Here is a 17383-nt window from a genome sequence, read left to right as displayed (position 1 = left end):
ACGAGTATCAGGGAAGCATCGCTCAAAGTAGAAGAATAACGACTGAAGCAGTTAATCGCTGATTTTATTGGTGAGATTAGCTGCTTTAGTTTTACATATAGAAGCTCTTGGCTGTAATACGGGTATTAGGAAGCGTCTGAGGGCCATTATAACTGATTTGATTGGTTATAATGATCGTATACGAGTCCCGCTGGTAAAGACGCTGAGACTGGAAACCATGCTCATGATGGGATTGTTTAACTTAGAAAAAATGAAGTAAAAGAAATGGAAGTCTAATATGAGTAAATATTATATAGATGGCAATGTATATGTGTATCCCCAGTCTTATGATAAGTTAATAGAATTAAATTTAGTAGATTTTGATACATGGTATTTAATTGAGTCTGATCAGGCTACTAGGAGATATTATGATTTAAAAGAAAGATATCCAGACAGAAGATTAGTTCCGTTCGCCAGAAAAGATTCCAGTGACGATATAGCTTGTTTTGAGATTGGTAAAGGGAAAAAAGTTCAATTGATCCATGACTTTGCTAGTGCAGGTTGGGAGCAACGCGGAGAATTTAATGATTTGTGGGATTGGTTGAAATTCGCTATTAATGACATGGTTGAGTTTAATAGAGAAGATGGGATTGAATAAAGTTCTGATATTTATCGTGTAAGGCAATTTATAAAATATTAAACGAGTAAGTGCTGATAGATTAAGTTGAAGAAACTAGGAGCAGGGTTATATTGTGAAATTGGGGAGTTTTATTTTTACAACGACTTGTTTTGTGGCGGAAGCGCTGAGTTGACTGAGTATTAATTGGAGGAAAAGTCATGGCAGAAGATTTTCATGAAATGGATGAGAAAGAAACTGAATGGGTGATGAACAGATTTATTTCTGAGACACATGGTAAGTATCTCAGAAAAGTGCTAAATAGTTTCGCCGAAAAAAGAGGATATTCTCATGAATACATCTATATCTGGTTTTATTATGACAATGATGGTGATGAGGATTCTGATGAAAAACTGCGAATGTTAGATAACAAGCACGTTTTAATAGAGCAAGATTATTCAATTTCGTTTACGGGAAAAGATGACTTTGTTTACTTGGATTTTCCAACATTTTATAAATATTTAGCCCATGAAATAAATAAACGCGCTAAAAGAAATCCTAAAAGTGCTGACTTAATAGACTTACTGGCTAAAGTGAAAGAGAGTTTGGGTGTTTAGTTTTTTCTGAACCTAGCTATTTAGAATGGAGAGAATATTATCATATTAGTTATAGTCTTGATTGGACTACTGCTATTGGCTGTCACTTTAGGAGTAGGATATTGGAGCTATATACTAGGCAAGCGGAACTCAACAAATAAAGCAAAAGCGTAATTAAGCAAAAAACTAGAACAGCTGATACTCAACGTCAACAATGGGGCGCGGGTGTCAGCTGGTTTTTATATCGGGTTAAACTCATTACTTTTACGGGATTTTTTGAAAGTATTAGTTATGATGTGAAACTTGCTTATTTTATTATGAAACGAGATATGCTTTGAAGATAGGTCTCAATACAGGAGACTTGATGAATAATACTTATCCAGCGAACAAACAAATAGGTTATGGCATAATCATTTACGACTAGTTGGGACTAGTCGGTGTGCTAAACTTAGGTTAGCTAACAAAAATGGAGGGGTGACCATGCGCAAACGAGTTTTAGGTTGGTTGAGTATGCTGGGCTTGTTAATGGGGCTACTGTGGTGGTACGACCAACCGTTACACGCGTCAGCCGATTACGACATCACGAATTATCAGGTCAATGTTGATATTCAAAAGGACGGTAGTGCCAATGTGACGCAGGCAGTGACGTATCAGTTTGATGATGATTATCACGGTGTATTTAACGTTCAGGATCTGAAGGGCATTCAGGGCGCCCAATTTCAAAATGTGACGACCCGCTTGAATAACGGCAAAACGATGACGGCGAGTGCTGCAACTAGTGGCGCTAACAATACGTACCAGTTAACGCAGAATGACAGTGAGATGCGCGTTAAGCTGTACCGGACCGTTGAAGAGGACGACCAGTTACGGGTTGTTTATCACTATCAGCTCAAAGGGATCGTGACCAACTATGCCGATACCGCGGAATTGAATTGGAAAGTGATTGGAACTGGCTGGGATGTCGCTCTCGACAACGTTAAAATTGTCATGCAGCTACCAGCAAAAAATGTGTCAACGTTACAAGCTTGGACGCACGGACCATTAAGTGGGCAGACTAAGGTTGATAAGGCAGCTGGTCGGGGCACGATGACGGTAAGCCATAATCCAGCTAATCAATTTGTTGAAAGTCACCTGCTGTTTCCAACGAGTGTCACGGCCGCTAATACGCGGACCAGTTCTGATAAACGTAAAGCAGCGGTTCAAAAACAAGAGGCGGCGTTGGCGAAGACTGCTAACCAGAAGCGTCGTCGCAATACCATGCTGCGACGGATTCTATTTGGAACGATTGTGGCTGCTTGGGGACTAGTGATTATTGGTTACGGTTGGTGGCTTGCACGGCAGCGTGTTAATCGCCATCAGCGGCCAATTCCGCTCAACCACTTCTTTGAGGTGCCAGCAGTAACGCCAGCTGTGGCGGAGTCATTATGGGCGCACCGTTCGCCAAATACGGATGCTCTGACAGCCGAAATTTTAAGAGCAGCGGCTAATCAAGAACTGAAGATCGAACCAGTGGCGGGTGGTCGTCGACCAGACGTTAAATTAACACAGTTAAAACCCGTGACGAATTCATTTCTTGCCAATTGTTTTAAGCAGATTGCGGTGGATGATCAGTTGTCATTAGGGCAACTGAAGAAGTTCGGTGAACGTGATAAGAGCGGTCGCATGGGCAAGTGGTTCAGTGCATGGCAAAATGAGGTTGATCAAGACGTGGCCGTTTATGAGGATGAGCCGAACTATCTTATTCGTAGTCGCTGGTTGACGTCTGCGATGACTGTGACGATGGTCGGGGCACTTGCAACGGGTGTCGGACTAGTAATCAATATTGGTACCATGATCGTCATGGGGGTGGCTGCGGTAATTGCCGCGTTAGCCTTTTGGGGCGGTTGGATGATTCAACGTCGGCGAATTGCGATTAATACCGATGAAGGTTTAGAACTGATCAATCAAATCGATGGCTTACGGCGGATGATGAAGGATATTGGGCACTTCAATACGGCGGAAGTGGGCGATTTAATTCTGTGGGAACAGCTCCTGCCATATGCCGCAGCGTTTGGCTTGACCAAACAAGTGACGGCCCAGTTAGCCATTGACTTTGGAACGACAGCACTGGCTACCGGAATGTTGGTCTACTACCCACTATTCTATGCCGGTGGTGGGGTGAACTTTGATTTGTCTAGCACCCTCAGCAACAGTTTTGATGGCGCGTTGAGTGCTTCTGGAAGTGCCAGTTCACCAGCCGGTGGTTCAGGTGGCTTTTCTGGCGGTAGCTCAGGTGGTTTTGGTGGCGGCTCCGGTGGTGGGGCATTTTAACCGGCACTATTACAAAATAGGGTTGAATATAAGTATAGTAACTTTGAGGTTGTGACATAAGTCATAGCCTCTTTTTTATGCCAAACATTGACCCAGATTAGTAGTGTGATTGATTAATTGATCAGCTGAGCTTAATTTTAGTAAGCCCCCCTTGTACTATCGGGTGAAAACCAGTAATCTAGGTATAGTAAAGGCTTACATAGAATGGATGGTTATTAATGACGATAAAATTAATTGCAACGGACATGGACGGCACTTTCTTAGACAATCACGGTGAATATGATCACGCACGTTTCAATAAAGATTACGCCGCATTACAACAGCAAGGGGTTCAATTCGTAATTGCGAGTGGTCATCAGGCCCTTGAATTAGCGGATTTCTTTACTGATTATCCCGATATGTGGATGATTGGTGGTAACGGTGCTGAGTTATGGCACAAAACTACGGGGCTGGATGCAACGACTTTCAGTGTTGCGGCAACTGAACGCATTTTGGACGCGTTAGCGCCTTATCCAGAGTTACAGGTCGCACTGTGTGGGACGCGGACCGTGCACGTATTGAAGAACGCCGACCCCGATTTTGTTGCAAATATGCGCGATTACTACTATGAATTAGCAACCTGTGCGGACTTGTACGATGTTACTGATCCGGTCGTCAAATTCGATGTGATCTGCCCACCAACCATTACGGATCAGTTGGTGTACGAGTTGACCCCTAAGTTGGCCGACATTGCAGTACCAGCTTCTGGTGGACAGGGCAGCTTGGATTTGATTCAACCTGGAATGCATAAGGGACGCGCATTGAAGCAGTTGGGACAACGGTTAGGCATTCAAGCAGATGAGATGTTGGTGTTTGGTGACGGCACGAATGATCTTGAAATGTTTCACTACGCGCAAACGGCCGTTGCAATGGAAAATGCACCAGCAAACGTGCAGGCAAATGCGACGACGGTGACGGGGCCTAATACGGCTAATGGCGTGCTAGAGTACATTGAAAAATACGTTTTATGAAAGTAGCCATTAACTTTCTGAAAATTAGTGACTAGTTTTGATTGCCAAACTGAACGCAAACATGCTACTATTTAATTATATAGTTAACGACTTGAGAGGCTGGAATCTTGAATTCTAACCTCTTTTCTATCGGACAAACGCAAATCAAAAAAGAAGAGGTATGGCAATGCTCACCGTAAATAATATTAGTATGCAGTTTTCAGATCGCAAGCTCTATGAGGATGTCAATTTAAAGTTCACGCCGGGAAACTGCTACGGTGTTATTGGCGCTAATGGGGCCGGTAAATCAACTTTCTTAAAGATTTTGGAAGGTAAACTCCAGCCAACTTCTGGGAATGTGTCAATGGGTCCTAACGAGCGGATGTCTAGCTTGAACCAAGATCACTTTGCCTTCGACGATGAAGAAGTGTTGGCAACCGTTATTCGTGGTCATGCCAAGTTGTATGAAATCATGTCTGAAAAGGATGCTTTATATGCTAAAGCTGATTTTAGTGATGAAGATGGTTTACGTGCAGCCGAATTAGAAGGCGAATTTGCCGAAATGGACGGTTGGAACGCAGAATCTGAAGCGGATCAATTGTTACAAGACTTAGGTATCGATGAATCAATGCAACACATGAAGATGGGGGAATTAACTGAACCTCAAAAGGTGAAAGTTTTACTCGGACAAGCCTTGTTTGGTAACCCTGACGTCTTACTATTAGACGAACCTACCAACGGACTAGATGTTCAATCAATCAGTTGGTTAGAGGACTTCCTGGCAGGTTACCAGAATACCGTCATTGTTGTTTCCCATGACCGTCATTTCTTGAACCAAGTATGTACGCATATGTGTGACGTGGACTTTGGTAAGATCACCTTATTCGTTGGTAACTACGACTTCTGGATGGAATCAAGCCAGTTAGCTGCTAAGTTACAATCTAACGTGAACGCTAAAAAAGCCGATCAAATCAAGGAATTACAAGAGTTCGTGGCTCGTTTTAGTGCCAACGCTTCGAAGTCGAAGCAGGCCACTTCACGTAAGAAACAATTAGAAAAGATTACGTTGGATGATATCAAACCATCATCACGTAAATACCCATTCATCAAATTCACGCCGGATCGTGAACTTGGAAATGATTTATTGAAGGTTGAAAACGTCTCGAAGACTATCGAAGGTGTTAAGATTCTGGATAACATCAGTTTCACTTTACGACCAAACGAAAAAACGGCTTTGATCAGTCGTAATGACTTAGCAACGACCACTTTAATGCAGATTATCGCTGGCTCAATGGAACCAGATAGTGGGACAGTTGAATGGGGACAAACCACGACGCGGACTTACTTACCTAAGGATATTAATGAAGAATATGCGGGTAGCGAGTTACCAATTATTGATTGGTTACGTCAGTTTGCTTCTAAAGAAGAAAGTGATAACACCTTCTTACGTGGCTTCTTAGGGAAGATGTTGTTCTCAGGGCAAGACGTTGAACGTCAAGTTAACGTCTTATCTGGGGGCGAAAAAGTTCGTGGGATGTTATCTAAGATGATGCTTAGCCGAGCTAACGTCTTATTATTAGATGATCCTACCAACCACTTGGACTTGGAATCAATCACGTCATTGAATGATAGCTTGATTGACTTTACGGGTGCACTTATCTTTACGTCACATGATCACGAATTTATTCAGACGATCGCTGACCACATTGTTGAAGTTAGCTCTAAGGGTGCTGTCGATCGTGGCGACACGACTTACGATGAATACCTGGCACATGAAGCAATTCAGGGCCGCGTCAAAGATCTATACTAAAATCACTGACGGTTTAAACTAAATTTAGCGTCATTATCCTCCAATCTGGTATGATTAATTCATATGAGATTGGGGGATTTTTTGATGACACCAGAGATAGAACAACTATTACGGCGTTGGTACGGTGGTCAATTAATTGTGCTAGGTATGGCGGCGTTTGTCCGCTTATTCATCACGGCCGGTGGAGTCTATTTTCCGACAGTGGGTATGATGTTACTGATTTGGGGACTATTCGCGTGGTGGCCTTTAGCCGAAGATGAACAGTGGTGGCATTTACGACACGTCAACTACTATGTTCAAACAATATTGCAATTCGCCGTTTTGCCAGTTCTATTAGCTAATCTGATTGCTCTACTTAGCCAATACGCTGGTCTGGATCAGCAGGGGCTGATTGCAGTTGGGATGACTTATTCGATCGTCATGTTCGTTCCAGTTGCTTACGTGGTTGTGGCACCGATTGGGTCGCTGATTGGCCGAATTGTGATGCTGATAACGGCTATCTTCAGTGGGGTAGTTGGTGCTCAGGTAACCTTACTGGCTTTGCCGATTCTGAAGGCGCCTGCGGTTTTTAAAATGGTCAGTGATGCTGCTGTATTAGGGGCGATTGGATTTGTGATGACGGTCTACGTCTTGATGCGAACGTGGCGAATTGCGGGACCAACGTGGCGATTTAGCCGACATGCCCGTCCCGCATTGATTGGGTTACTGCTCATCATCGGTGGCCTGTTCAGTTTGTGGAATGCGTTCAGCGTGGGTGGTTCTTGGGCAACTACTTTTACTTCGTGGGACTTCCACTTACAGTCAGCGACTTGGAAGATGTTTCTGAATGGACTAGAACCAGGAATTGCTGAGGAGTGGCTGTATCGGTTCGCCGTGTTAACGTTACTGTTAGTGGCGTTCAAGCAACGGCCACATCAGATCGACTGGGCTATCTGGATCAGCGGGGCCTTGTTCGGTCTGTGGCACATTATGAATGTAATGGAACAGCCGTGGTCGGCAACGCTGGAACAGATGATTTTTGCCATGACGCTCGGCTGGTTCTTAGCGACGGTTTACCTGTATTCAGGGAGTATCATAGGGGTGATGGTTATCCATGCGGCCATTGATATTCTGAGTATGATGGCATCCGGTAGCCAGACGATGGTCAAACCAGATGCGTTTGAATGGCAGACGATTGGGGCTATTGTAATTGTCTTCGTAGCGCTAACCATATACTTCTCAACCGGGAAACGGCGTCAAGTGATGCAACGCAACGTGGATGATCAATTACTGAAGTGAGTACAGAAACAGACAAGCTAGATTCTAAATTTGAATTTGTTCGGTAAAACAATAAGTTTTGTCATATAATAACAATTAATAGTTGGTGATTTTGAAATAAAAGCGAACTTTCAGGACCAGTTGGGCTTGTTTGTAACATTCTTGTAATCTTATCGTTATCTAACTGCAATGCTGACTCGTTATACTATAAACAGAGATGTGAATACGTTTATTACATACGCTTTGTCAGATGATTCATGGTTGGGAGTCGGATTGAGCTACTTTTGCGAGTAGTTTGATTAGATTACAATGATTGGCAGGCAAGTTACCTCTCGGGATGGCTGGGTCCATGACGAGGCACATATATATGCAAGCTTGGGGTTTGCAGATCAAGTAAAGGGCGGGTTGGTTACCGGCCTTTTTTGTTAGTTATTTAAGTAAACGATTACATTGGTGGTGGATGCCGACTGTAATCGTGTTTATTTTGCTGTGGTCAAAGGAGGACTAGGGTATGACAACACTTCAGGAATCATTAGAACTTGCGTTGCAAGCTGAATTGCAGCCGATCGCGCACGTTTCATTTAACCAAATGTTCACGGGTTATAGTCAACAGTATCAGACAATGGTGTTCGTGAAGGTGTTTGCATCTAACCGTGAAGGTAAATTCACAACTGAACGAGCAGTTAATCAACAGTTGGATTCACGCGTGCTAACAAGTTGGCAATTACCCAGTGAAGAGTGGGTCTTAGTGATGCGTGATTGGCAACTTTCACCGCTACCAGAAGTGTTGACGCCAGCCATAGTGGAACGAATCGGGACGGTAGTCAGTCAATTTCATCGAACAGTTAAGTTGGAGATAGGTGATAACAACCTGCCTTCCTTAGATTTTGCGGGGACTGTGGCACGAGTTGAACGGTTGCGGCCTAGTCGACATGATGAAACGTTACAAGCTTTACTTCAGTACTTTGAGACTCAGTGGACCACGATAACTGCAATGTTTTCCCAGCAACCAGTCGTAACTTTACATGGAGACGTGGGGACTCGTAATTTTCGGTTACATGACGGTCAAATTGTGTTGATTGATTTTGAGCGTGCACGCCGTGGTTACGCAACGGAGGACTTTTTGAAGTTCTTTTGTGAAGATCTTGAAGGTAATTCTGAATTGATTCAGGCATTTTTAAGTGGTTATCATATGGCGCAACCATTGCCAATGCTTGCCAAACATTGGTTACTATTTCAATGTTGTCTCGGTGTCTTTACCTATGTTCAGCAGATTCCAGATGATCACTTTGAAGCAATTGGGGAAATGATGGTAGCGATGACTATGGCGGAAAGCTAGGTTTTTGTTTGGGGATAAGCATGAGATCAGGCGGTGGGCTATTTTAAGCAATAGTTGTTTTTCACTCAAATTTCGTAGTATTCGCTCACCAGTTGCGCTATAATTCTGGCATCAATTAAGTTCGATTATATTGATGAACATTTTTGTAAATCGGGGTGGTCGGTTTATCTGTAAAGAACCGACCTAATGGGGGAACCAGCAATGTTTAAAAAGCAAAAGGGGTCTAAAATTACGGATCAGGATATTCTAAGTAAGTTGTACGACTTCGTACTTGATCCAGATACGACAGCGCGTGAACGTAAAATCGGCTTGATGGCTAAGACGGACCTGGAAAAGAAACGGTACGTGGTAGCTGTCGTTAATACAACGATGGCTAGCCTACAACAAGAAGCCATGAGCAATGGGTTAACACCTGCAGCGCAGGCGCTATACCATGAGTTAGATGCGATTATGAATAAGATTGCACCAATCGGGACCAACCGTGCAGCAGTGGGATTTCAGAGCAGTTACTTGAATTAAACAAACCAATTACGAACAGGGATGGCGATGCTGAAATTTGGCATAGCCATTTTTAGTCTACGGAAAGTTAGTTAAGGCTGCTGTTTCAGAAAATATCGTAGTATCCTTCAGAAAACTAGTGTAATCTAGAAGTTAGGAATTATTATAGAATTACTTTTTACATAATTTGGAGGAATGACGGTGTCGAAGAAAGTTATCATGGTTGTAACGATTGCGTTACTGCTCTCAAACGCCATGAATGGGTTGGACAGTACGATTATTAGTACCGCGCTACCCGCAATTATCAGTGATCTCCATGGTCTGCAATTAATGGGCTGGATCGTGGCAGTTTTCTTACTGGGCGGGGCTGTGACCACGCCGCTATGGAGTAAGTTTGGGGAACGAATCGGTAATAAGTGGGCGTACCAAATTGCGACGACCATCTTTGTTGTGGGGGCGTTGTTGGAAGGGCTCGCACCTAATATTGTTTTCCTGATTATTGCGCGTGCAGTGATGGGAATCGGGAGTGGTGGTATGACCGCTATTCCATACATTATCTATGCGGAGATCTATCAGGACCCGATTAAACGTGGCAAAGTGTTCGGGTATGTCACGGCTAGTTTCAGTACGGCAGCCATTATCGGGCCGCTAGTTGGTGGGTTTATTGTGGATAACTTCGGTTGGCACTGGGTGTTCTACATCAATGTGCCAATTGGACTAGCCTCAATTGCGATTATTCAGTGGCTGTACCGGGCACCAGCCGTACAGGCAACGACTAAGCGCGTGGATTACCTGGGAGCCATGCTATTGAGTGGCGGGCTTGTCAGCTTACTAGTTGGGATTGAAATGATTGGTAAACTAACCCCACTCGCAGTTGGCCTCATCTTAGTGCTAGCTGCTGGGCTGTTAGCTGGCCTAGTGTTGGTAGAGCGACGTGCCAGTGATCCAATTATTCCACTACGCCTGTTTAAAAATCGCTATCTCTTAGCATCGTTCGTAATGTTTTTCTTGATTTACGGCTTTTTCGTCGGCTTCAACGTCTATGTTCCAATGTGGGCGCAGGGATTACTCGGAACAACCGCGGTAATTGGTGGTGTAACTCAGATTCCAGGCTCCATTACGAACTTCTTGGGTGCGCAGTGGAGTGGTAATCTTGAACGGCGTTGGTCTACGCGAACGGTTGTCATGATGGGGTTCGTTGTCATGCTCATTGCGTGTGGAACTTTAGTGATTGCCGGGCAACAGACTAATTACGGTCTTCTGTTGCTGGCGAGTGCCTTTCAAGGTTGTGGTATCGGGATTTGTTTTACGGTGTTACAAGTCAGCGTACAGCAGCAAGCTCGGCATGAAGATGTGCCGATTGCAACGTCGTTTAGTTTGCTCGTGCGGATGCTCGGTCAGACGTTTATGGCAGCCATCTACAGTATTGTGCTCAACCACGCGTTGACGACTGGCGTGCGCCAATCTGGTGGGCAAGTGACGATGAACATGTTGAATAAACTGAGTGATGCGACCAGTGCTAAACAACTACCAGCACACTTGTTACCAACGATGCGGGTAATCTTATACAGCGGCTTACACCACATTGTGGGTTTAGCAATGGCACTGTTGCTGCTGGGACTAGCGGTAAATATTTGGGGCTTTTGTACACCTAAACCACATACACATCAGCACTGGTGGTTGTGGGGAGTGCACCATAATTTAAATTAAATGAGTTAGTGGACATTCTGGTTGCGACCGGGATGTTTTTTTACTATGCTAATGTTTAAGTACATAGGAAGGAAGCGAGTTAATGACAGCGACAATTACAATTCGGCCAGTTCGACCGGATGAATTAACCACGTTATGGCAGCGCGGATTTAGCGATGCTAATGCCGAGTGGACAAAGTGGAACGGGCCTTATTTTCATGACCAGTTACCAACCCAGACTGACTTTGAAACGATTATTGGCCCGCGTGATTGGTTGATCCAACCACGTAATTGGGTTATCGCACGCGATGATGAAATCGTGGGTAGTGTCAATCGGCATTTTGTAGATGGTGACTTACAGCGTTGGCTAGAAGTGGGGATTATCATCTATGATCAGCAGCATTGGGGTGAACACATTGGGCGCAAGGCTTTGACTCAGTGGATCGATGATCTATTTAAAGACGGCACGGATCTGCCACACATTGGTTTAACCACATGGTCGGGTAATAAACGGATGATGCACCTGGCAAGTGCAATTGGTCTACAACAGGAAGCTCGAATTCCACAAGTTCGTTACTGGCAAGGACGATATTATGATTCAGTGAAATACGGTATTTTACGGTCGGACTGGCTAGCACAAAAACACTAAACAAAACATTTGTTCCCCTCGTGAAAGTACGGTATGATAAAGCTGTACTTAAAAAAGATGGGGTGGAAGAGATATTATGGCAAAGTTAATTCGACGCGTTGGCATAGCGGGTCTAATGGGGTTGAGTCTGTTACTGAGTGGATGTAGTGCGCTGACATCAGGCACAAATTCAACGGCTAGTAGTAATAGTAGCAGTTCGACAGCGACTACTGGCAATGTCAAAACCAGTGGCAACGAACAACAAACGTATCAACAGTTATCAAAGATGACGTACCAATCAGGGAGTGCGGCGGCCATCAAGGTCAATAGTGGTAAGAGTACGTTGGCAGCTAGCCAGTGGAAAAATTCCAAGATTGACTATGGTAATCTGGATCAATTGAACCGGACGACGACCGATACAGCCTATTTAAGCAAGGATAATTTGGGAAAATCAGCTGGGCGAACTGCTCAGAACTGGAGTCCGACTGGCTGGCATAATCAACCAGTGACGGTCAATGGTAAGCGCGTTTATCCTCAGAACCGTGGTCATCTGATTGCCTATACGTTATCGTTCAACTTAACGAATACGGGTCAGTACCGTTCCGGTGAAGATGGTAGTTTGGATAATCCGAAGAACCTCGCGACTCAGACTGCTTACTCTAATCAGAAGACGATGCAGATCTATGAAGATCAAGTTCGAACAGCCATGGAACAGGGTAAGAAAGTCATTTATCGAGTGACGACCGTCTTTCGTGGTAATGAATTGATGCCACGGGGTTACTGGTCCCAAGCAATTTCGACGGATGGCAGTGTTAACTTTAACGTCTATATTTGGAATGTAGAACCGGGGGTTAGTTTCGACTATGCAACCGGCCGTGGCAAGGCGGATAGCAGTCTGCAAGTGGCTGGTGCGGATAAGGTCAATAGTAGTGCTAATACGCGTGCTACTAGCAGTACTGAACAGCCAACAACTAGTAAGCAGGTCGAACGAGAACTCGTTAAATACGGTTATAAATACGTTAAGAAGGCAACGCGGTAAAAGTTGGAGTGCATGGATTGCTAGATTGGTCTAGGTGGATATTAATGTACAACACCTTAGCAAAAGTGTCCTATTCCACGACAAAAGCAGTTAACTAACGCTAGTAAAGTCATCAAGAGCGGCTATACTGTAATTATCGAGTTGCTTAACCGCCGTTAATGACAACGTTGCTCGGTGTCATTAACAAGTAACACGGTGTCCTAATCATAGGGCCTTCCCAAACACCTGTGATTTTCCATACAATAGCGTCGGCTCCCAACCACGCTGTTGCTAGTGAGTTTTTTTGATTACTAGTACTAATTACCCTTGAGACGTCCAACTGCGTGGTTGGACGTTTTTTTTGTTCAAAGAGTGGGCCACAAGGCGGGTAGTTTGTGAGCATTAACGGGAAATCAGCGATTATTCCGGTTTTGGGAATGGTCGCTGATTTCTGGTTAAGCGGAACAAACTGCCTTGTGGCCCACGTTTCGGCTATCAATCTCAGACACACCAAACCTGCCAAAGTAGCCCCAACATAAGCTTCAGCCAATAAGACAAAACCGGCAATGTGTCTTATTAGTAAACAAAGCATGATTGCGTGTTGCAAACGATCCTAAAATGAATTATGATTGATTCATTCAAATATTCGAACATTAGAATGAAAGAATGTAAGGAGGTTGCCGACATGGTTAGTAGTGAAGAAGCATTGCAAAAGTTTCGTGAAACAATTCCGATTTTTGAAGTGTTAGCTGATGAGCGCCGTCAACAGATTATGATTGAGTTGACTAAGCACGCCCAAGGACTGACCGTGGGTGAGCTGACTGAACGGATGCACATCTCACAACCGGCTGTTTCCCATCAATTGAAGACGTTGAAGGAACGGCATTTTGTGGCGGTAGAACACAAGGGAACCCGTAATTATTACCGGGTGACCTTTGATGCGCCGTTGACTCAGGTTGAGAATCTGATTCATACACTCAAGGCAGACTTGGAATTAAAGCCATACTTACACTAGTAATGATAGAAAGTAAAGGCACGTTGCATGGGGATGTAGCGGTGTTTTTATGGCAACTATATTCTTCTATTCGAATATAAGAATTATTGAAAATGGGGTGGTGGCAATTTCGATTCGTACGGAGCTGGATTTACAGCGGGCGATGTACCAATTATTGGAGCAGCGTTCAATCTCGCAAATTACGGTTGAACAAATCTGTACGGAAGCTTTTATACATCGCAGTAGTTTTTACCGGTATTATACCGACAAATTTGATTTGCTCAATCAAATGGTAATGCACGCGTTGGATGAATTATTGATTGCGGAGCATACGGATGTCGTGGGATCAGTTATTATGGCCCGTTTTATCGGGACCCACATGCAGATTCTACGTCATTTACTAGTGACAAATACTGAGGGTGACAACAATCGTTCACAGCAAGTAATTAATGCTTGTTTTGTGACGGTGGCACAAGATGGTGCGGATGATCAAGTCTTCGAGATGATCCGTCAGTCTCGTCAGCCTGAACTCACGGCTTACCTAGTCAGTGGTGTCGTCACTAGCATTGTTCAGTGGTTGAATAACGGCCATCTTGATGGTCAGGCGGCCAACACGCAGGCCATGATTCAGTCGACGCTTGCAACGGTGTTTTCACTAGAGCAACACACAGTTTAATTTTTTTGAAGGAAGGTTTCAGGTTGTGAAAATGATACGCGACGAATGGCGGTCAATTCGTCATAGCAAAATACTATGGATTTCAGTTTCAGTCATGATTTTGATCCCGTTTTTATACAGCATCTTCTTCTTGAAGTCGGTGTGGGATCCGTATGGGGATACGAAAAACTTACCAGTAGCGGTAGTTAATCATGATAAGTCAGTTACTTATCAAGGCGAAAAGTTCGCAGTTGGTAAGCAATTGGTTACCAATTTAAAGAAAAATAATGATCTGGATTGGAACTTTGTTTCAGCTAAGCAGGCTAAACAAGGTTTGAAGGATCGCAAATATTATACCGTTGTCACGATTCCAAGCAATTTTTCTGCGAATGCAACGACGGTGACGAAGGCTAATCCTAAGAAAATGGATTTGCATTACGAAACCAACGAATCATTGAACTACATCGCAAAGGTTATTACCGATACCGGTGTGGCTCAAGTTAACAAGAACATTCGCGCAGAAGTCACTAAGGCTTATGCACTAGCAATGTTCAAACAGGTTCGGACAGCCGGCGATGGTTATCAAGAAGCTGCGGATGGCGCTACCAAGCTTAAAAATGGTGGGGTAACGTTGCAAGATGGCTTGAAGACCTATACGACCGGTGTGCATACGTTGAAAGACGGCACGACTGAGTTAAATACTAGTGTGAAGCAGTTGCCAGCTGGAATTGCTAAGCTGGCAAACGGTGGTAGTGCGCTTGCAACTGGATTGGATCAGTTGAATGGTAGTACTGGAACGTTGGCTAGTGGTGTTTCTAAACTAGCAACTGGATCACAAAAGGTCACAACTGGTCTAAATCAGTTGAACGGCAAGACTGGTGAATTGGCTAGTGGTGTTTCAAAACTGGCTAGTGGGTCAAAACAAGTCTCAACAGGTGTTGTAAAATATACTGATGGTGTTTATGTATTAACCTCAAAAACAAAGCAATATACTGGGTATGTTTCACAAATTGCAGACGGCGCACAGAAGCTTAATAGCCGTGTTCAACCAATGTCCAGTATGGGGACTGATCTGCAAACTCAAGCCAAGACAATGACTAACGCATCTAACATAATTGTGTCTTCATTACAATCAATGGAGGATGGAAGCAAGAGTTTGGCAGAGAACATGAATAAGCTGCATGATAAAACTGGTAATAACGCTGCCAGCATGAAACAATTACAAGACGGAATGGCTGCTATGCAAGAAGCAATTGATAACATGCCTATACAAATGGGGCAAAGTATATCTGCTTTAACACCAGTACTAACTGATATGCAGAAACAGGCACAAATACTAGCTAGTTCCAATACTGATGACAGTAGTGAAATCACACAACAAATTAATCAAAAAATTGATGCACTTAAAGAAAGTCAGAATTTAAGTGACGCACAAGTATCAGCATTAAAAACTAGTTTATCAAGTGTGAAATCAAGTAGTAATGCTAATAATGTGGCAGCTGCAAAAGAATTGACAGCTGATATGACCCAGTTAAATACTACTCTCCAAGGATTAACAGGATTGGGTAGTAAATCAACACAGATGGGTAAGCAATTCAAAGGATTGACAACTGGCGTAAATGATTTGGTTGATGGTATAAATAAAAATAATGGATACTTAGCGGTCTTTAGCTCTGGGGTGCAGGATTTATCAACAAGCGCAGGTGCTTTAAATACTCAAGTAGCTACTCCATTAAACCAAGGAATCACGACGCTTAATAGTAAAGTACCATCTATTCAAACTCAATTAGGACAGTTAACATCTGGAACTGCTGAATTAGCAAGTAAATCAGCCGAAATAAGTGCTGGTTCAACTAAACTAAATGCTGGGGGACAAGAATTAGTAGGCAAATCTGCTGAATTAAAGAGTGGTGCTAGTCAAGTTGCAAGTGGTAACGCAAACTTGAATACACAAGTCCCAACTCTGGTATCTGGCGTCTCGCAACTCTTTAATGGTTCTCAACAAGTTAGCGGTGGTTTAACAACCTTGAATAGCAGTGTTCCAACGCTAGTATCCGGTGTTCAAAAACTTGATACTGGTGCCGGTCAATTAAACACTGGCTTGCAAACGTTACAAGGTAGTACCGGTCAATTGACTAGTGGTGTTCAACAACTAGCTGATGGTGCCACCCAATTAGATAACAACTCTGCTAAACTTATTTCAGGTAACAAGCAGATCAAAGATGGTAACAAGACGTTAGCAACGTCACTCCAAAGTGGTGCTGACACGATTAAGGCCACACCACTTAAGAATGCCAATGCTAGCATGATGGCAGCACCAACTAAGACGTCATACACGGATTACACCCATGTGCCTAACTACGGTCACGCACTGGCACCATACGTCTTATCATTAGCTTTATACGTTGGGGCAATTGTCTTCAACTTCGCCTACCCAATTCGGCGGATTGCGGATGACGATGGTACGCCAACGTCATGGTTCATGAGTAAAGTTGCTGTCGGTGGCCCAGTCGCAATCGCGATGGCAGTCATTGAAGCAACGGTTATGTTGGTTGCAGGCTTGAAACCAATCAGTGTCTCAGGTTACTACTTAACAGCGATTATGATTGGACTGGCGTCGATGTTCCTCGTCATGTTCCTATCAATGCTGTTTGATAATCCGGGTCGATTCATTGCGATGGTCATTTTGATGTTACAACTTGGTGGTTCTGGTGGGACCTTCCCAATGGAAATCACGAACAAGTTCTTCAATGCCATCCACCCATTCTTACCATTAACGTACTCGATTCAAGCATTCCGGCAATCCTTAACCGGTGGCTGGGGTTCAGGAATTTTCTGGTCATCGATCGCAGTCTTAACGGGTATCGCGATTGTCTCCTTAGTACTTCTATGGGCAGCAATGGTCTTCTTGAAGAAACATGATTTACAAGTTCCTGCAGAAGCTGAAATTCAGATGAAGGCGGGCAAATAATTAGGGCTCTTTGTCAACGGCTGTTGATGGAGTT

General features: G+C 43.8%; 14 protein-coding genes. All 14 read left to right on the top strand.

The annotated features are described in order from the left end of the window. Positions 1-277 precede the first annotated feature (277 nt). The 14 genes from ACG95_RS10665 to ACG95_RS10595 all read left to right on the top strand — a co-directional run bounded on the left by ACG95_RS10665 (position 278) and on the right by ACG95_RS10595 (position 17349). Positions 278-637: a hypothetical protein gene (locus ACG95_RS10665; RefSeq protein WP_048000495.1), complete on the top strand. Its 360-nt coding sequence runs from the start codon at positions 278-280 to the stop codon at positions 635-637. A gap of 179 nt (positions 638-816) precedes the next feature. Beyond that, entirely contained in the window at positions 817-1212 is a 396-nt protein-coding gene (locus ACG95_RS10660) for a hypothetical protein (RefSeq protein WP_048000494.1), read from the top strand. 459 nt (positions 1213-1671) lie between these two features. Continuing rightward, entirely contained in the window at positions 1672-3501 is a 1830-nt protein-coding gene (locus ACG95_RS10655) for a DUF2207 domain-containing protein (RefSeq protein WP_048000493.1), read from the top strand. Positions 3502-3719: 218 nt separating this feature from the next. Continuing rightward, a complete protein-coding gene (locus ACG95_RS10650) occupies positions 3720-4511 on the top strand; it encodes a Cof-type HAD-IIB family hydrolase (RefSeq protein ID WP_048000492.1) in 792 nt (263 codons plus the stop codon). Between the two features lie 166 nt (positions 4512-4677). Next, a complete protein-coding gene (locus ACG95_RS10645; protein WP_048000491.1) occupies positions 4678-6300 on the top strand; it encodes an ABC-F family ATP-binding cassette domain-containing protein in 1623 nt (540 codons plus the stop codon). A gap of 84 nt (positions 6301-6384) precedes the next feature. After that, the gene (locus tag ACG95_RS10640; protein ID WP_048000490.1) at positions 6385-7578 is read left to right on the top strand and encodes a CPBP family intramembrane glutamic endopeptidase; all 1194 of its coding nucleotides are present in this window, start codon (positions 6385-6387) and stop codon (positions 7576-7578) included. A 490-nt stretch (positions 7579-8068) separates the two neighbouring features. Beyond that, positions 8069-8896 (top strand): phosphotransferase, encoded by an 828-nt coding sequence (locus tag ACG95_RS14025; protein ID WP_053072773.1) that lies wholly within the window; start codon positions 8069-8071, stop codon positions 8894-8896. 201 nt (positions 8897-9097) lie between these two features. After that, a complete protein-coding gene (locus ACG95_RS10630; protein ID WP_048000489.1) occupies positions 9098-9415 on the top strand; it encodes a bacteriocin immunity family protein in 318 nt (105 codons plus the stop codon). A gap of 180 nt (positions 9416-9595) precedes the next feature. Next, the gene (locus ACG95_RS10625; protein WP_082137352.1) at positions 9596-11104 is read left to right on the top strand and encodes an MFS transporter; all 1509 of its coding nucleotides are present in this window, start codon (positions 9596-9598) and stop codon (positions 11102-11104) included. An 82-nt stretch (positions 11105-11186) separates the two neighbouring features. After that, positions 11187-11732: a GNAT family N-acetyltransferase gene (locus ACG95_RS10620; protein WP_048000488.1), complete on the top strand. Its 546-nt coding sequence runs from the start codon at positions 11187-11189 to the stop codon at positions 11730-11732. 76 nt (positions 11733-11808) lie between these two features. After that, entirely contained in the window at positions 11809-12750 is a 942-nt protein-coding gene (locus tag ACG95_RS10615; protein WP_048000487.1) for a DNA/RNA non-specific endonuclease, read from the top strand. Positions 12751-13414: 664 nt separating this feature from the next. Beyond that, positions 13415-13744 (top strand): ArsR/SmtB family transcription factor, encoded by a 330-nt coding sequence (locus ACG95_RS10605; protein ID WP_048000485.1) that lies wholly within the window; start codon positions 13415-13417, stop codon positions 13742-13744. A gap of 49 nt (positions 13745-13793) precedes the next feature. Continuing rightward, positions 13794-14399 (top strand): TetR/AcrR family transcriptional regulator, encoded by a 606-nt coding sequence (locus ACG95_RS10600; RefSeq protein ID WP_237756495.1) that lies wholly within the window; start codon positions 13794-13796, stop codon positions 14397-14399. A 25-nt stretch (positions 14400-14424) separates the two neighbouring features. Continuing rightward, the gene (locus ACG95_RS10595) at positions 14425-17349 is read left to right on the top strand and encodes a YhgE/Pip domain-containing protein (RefSeq protein ID WP_053072771.1); all 2925 of its coding nucleotides are present in this window, start codon (positions 14425-14427) and stop codon (positions 17347-17349) included. Positions 17350-17383: the final 34 nt, after the last annotated feature.

Origin of the sequence: Lactiplantibacillus herbarum (assembly GCF_001039045.1) — a bacterium.
GTDB lineage: Bacteria > Bacillota > Bacilli > Lactobacillales > Lactobacillaceae > Lactiplantibacillus > Lactiplantibacillus herbarum.
The sequence above is the reverse complement of the archived record's forward strand: the minus strand, read 5'-3'. Positions and strand labels throughout refer to the sequence as shown.

Excerpts from the sequence above, each read along its gene's own strand:
- ACG95_RS10615 (WP_048000487.1), top strand. The coding sequence starts at position 11,809 with ATGGCAAAGTTAATTCGACGCGTTGGCATAGCGGGTCTAATGGGGTTG.
- ACG95_RS10640 (WP_048000490.1), top strand. The coding sequence starts at position 6,385 with ATGACACCAGAGATAGAACAACTATTACGGCGTTGGTACGGTGGTCAA.
- ACG95_RS10660 (WP_048000494.1), top strand. The coding sequence starts at position 817 with ATGGCAGAAGATTTTCATGAAATGGATGAGAAAGAAACTGAATGGGTG.
- ACG95_RS10650 (WP_048000492.1), top strand. The coding sequence starts at position 3,720 with ATGACGATAAAATTAATTGCAACGGACATGGACGGCACTTTCTTAGAC.
- ACG95_RS10620 (WP_048000488.1), top strand. The coding sequence starts at position 11,187 with ATGACAGCGACAATTACAATTCGGCCAGTTCGACCGGATGAATTAACC.
- ACG95_RS10600 (WP_237756495.1), top strand. The coding sequence starts at position 13,794 with ATGGCAACTATATTCTTCTATTCGAATATAAGAATTATTGAAAATGGG.
- ACG95_RS10605 (WP_048000485.1), top strand. The coding sequence starts at position 13,415 with ATGGTTAGTAGTGAAGAAGCATTGCAAAAGTTTCGTGAAACAATTCCG.
- ACG95_RS14025 (WP_053072773.1), top strand. The coding sequence starts at position 8,069 with ATGACAACACTTCAGGAATCATTAGAACTTGCGTTGCAAGCTGAATTG.
- ACG95_RS10655 (WP_048000493.1), top strand. The coding sequence starts at position 1,672 with ATGCGCAAACGAGTTTTAGGTTGGTTGAGTATGCTGGGCTTGTTAATG.
- ACG95_RS10630 (WP_048000489.1), top strand. The coding sequence starts at position 9,098 with ATGTTTAAAAAGCAAAAGGGGTCTAAAATTACGGATCAGGATATTCTA.
- ACG95_RS10645 (WP_048000491.1), top strand. The coding sequence starts at position 4,678 with ATGCTCACCGTAAATAATATTAGTATGCAGTTTTCAGATCGCAAGCTC.
- ACG95_RS10665 (WP_048000495.1), top strand. The coding sequence starts at position 278 with ATGAGTAAATATTATATAGATGGCAATGTATATGTGTATCCCCAGTCT.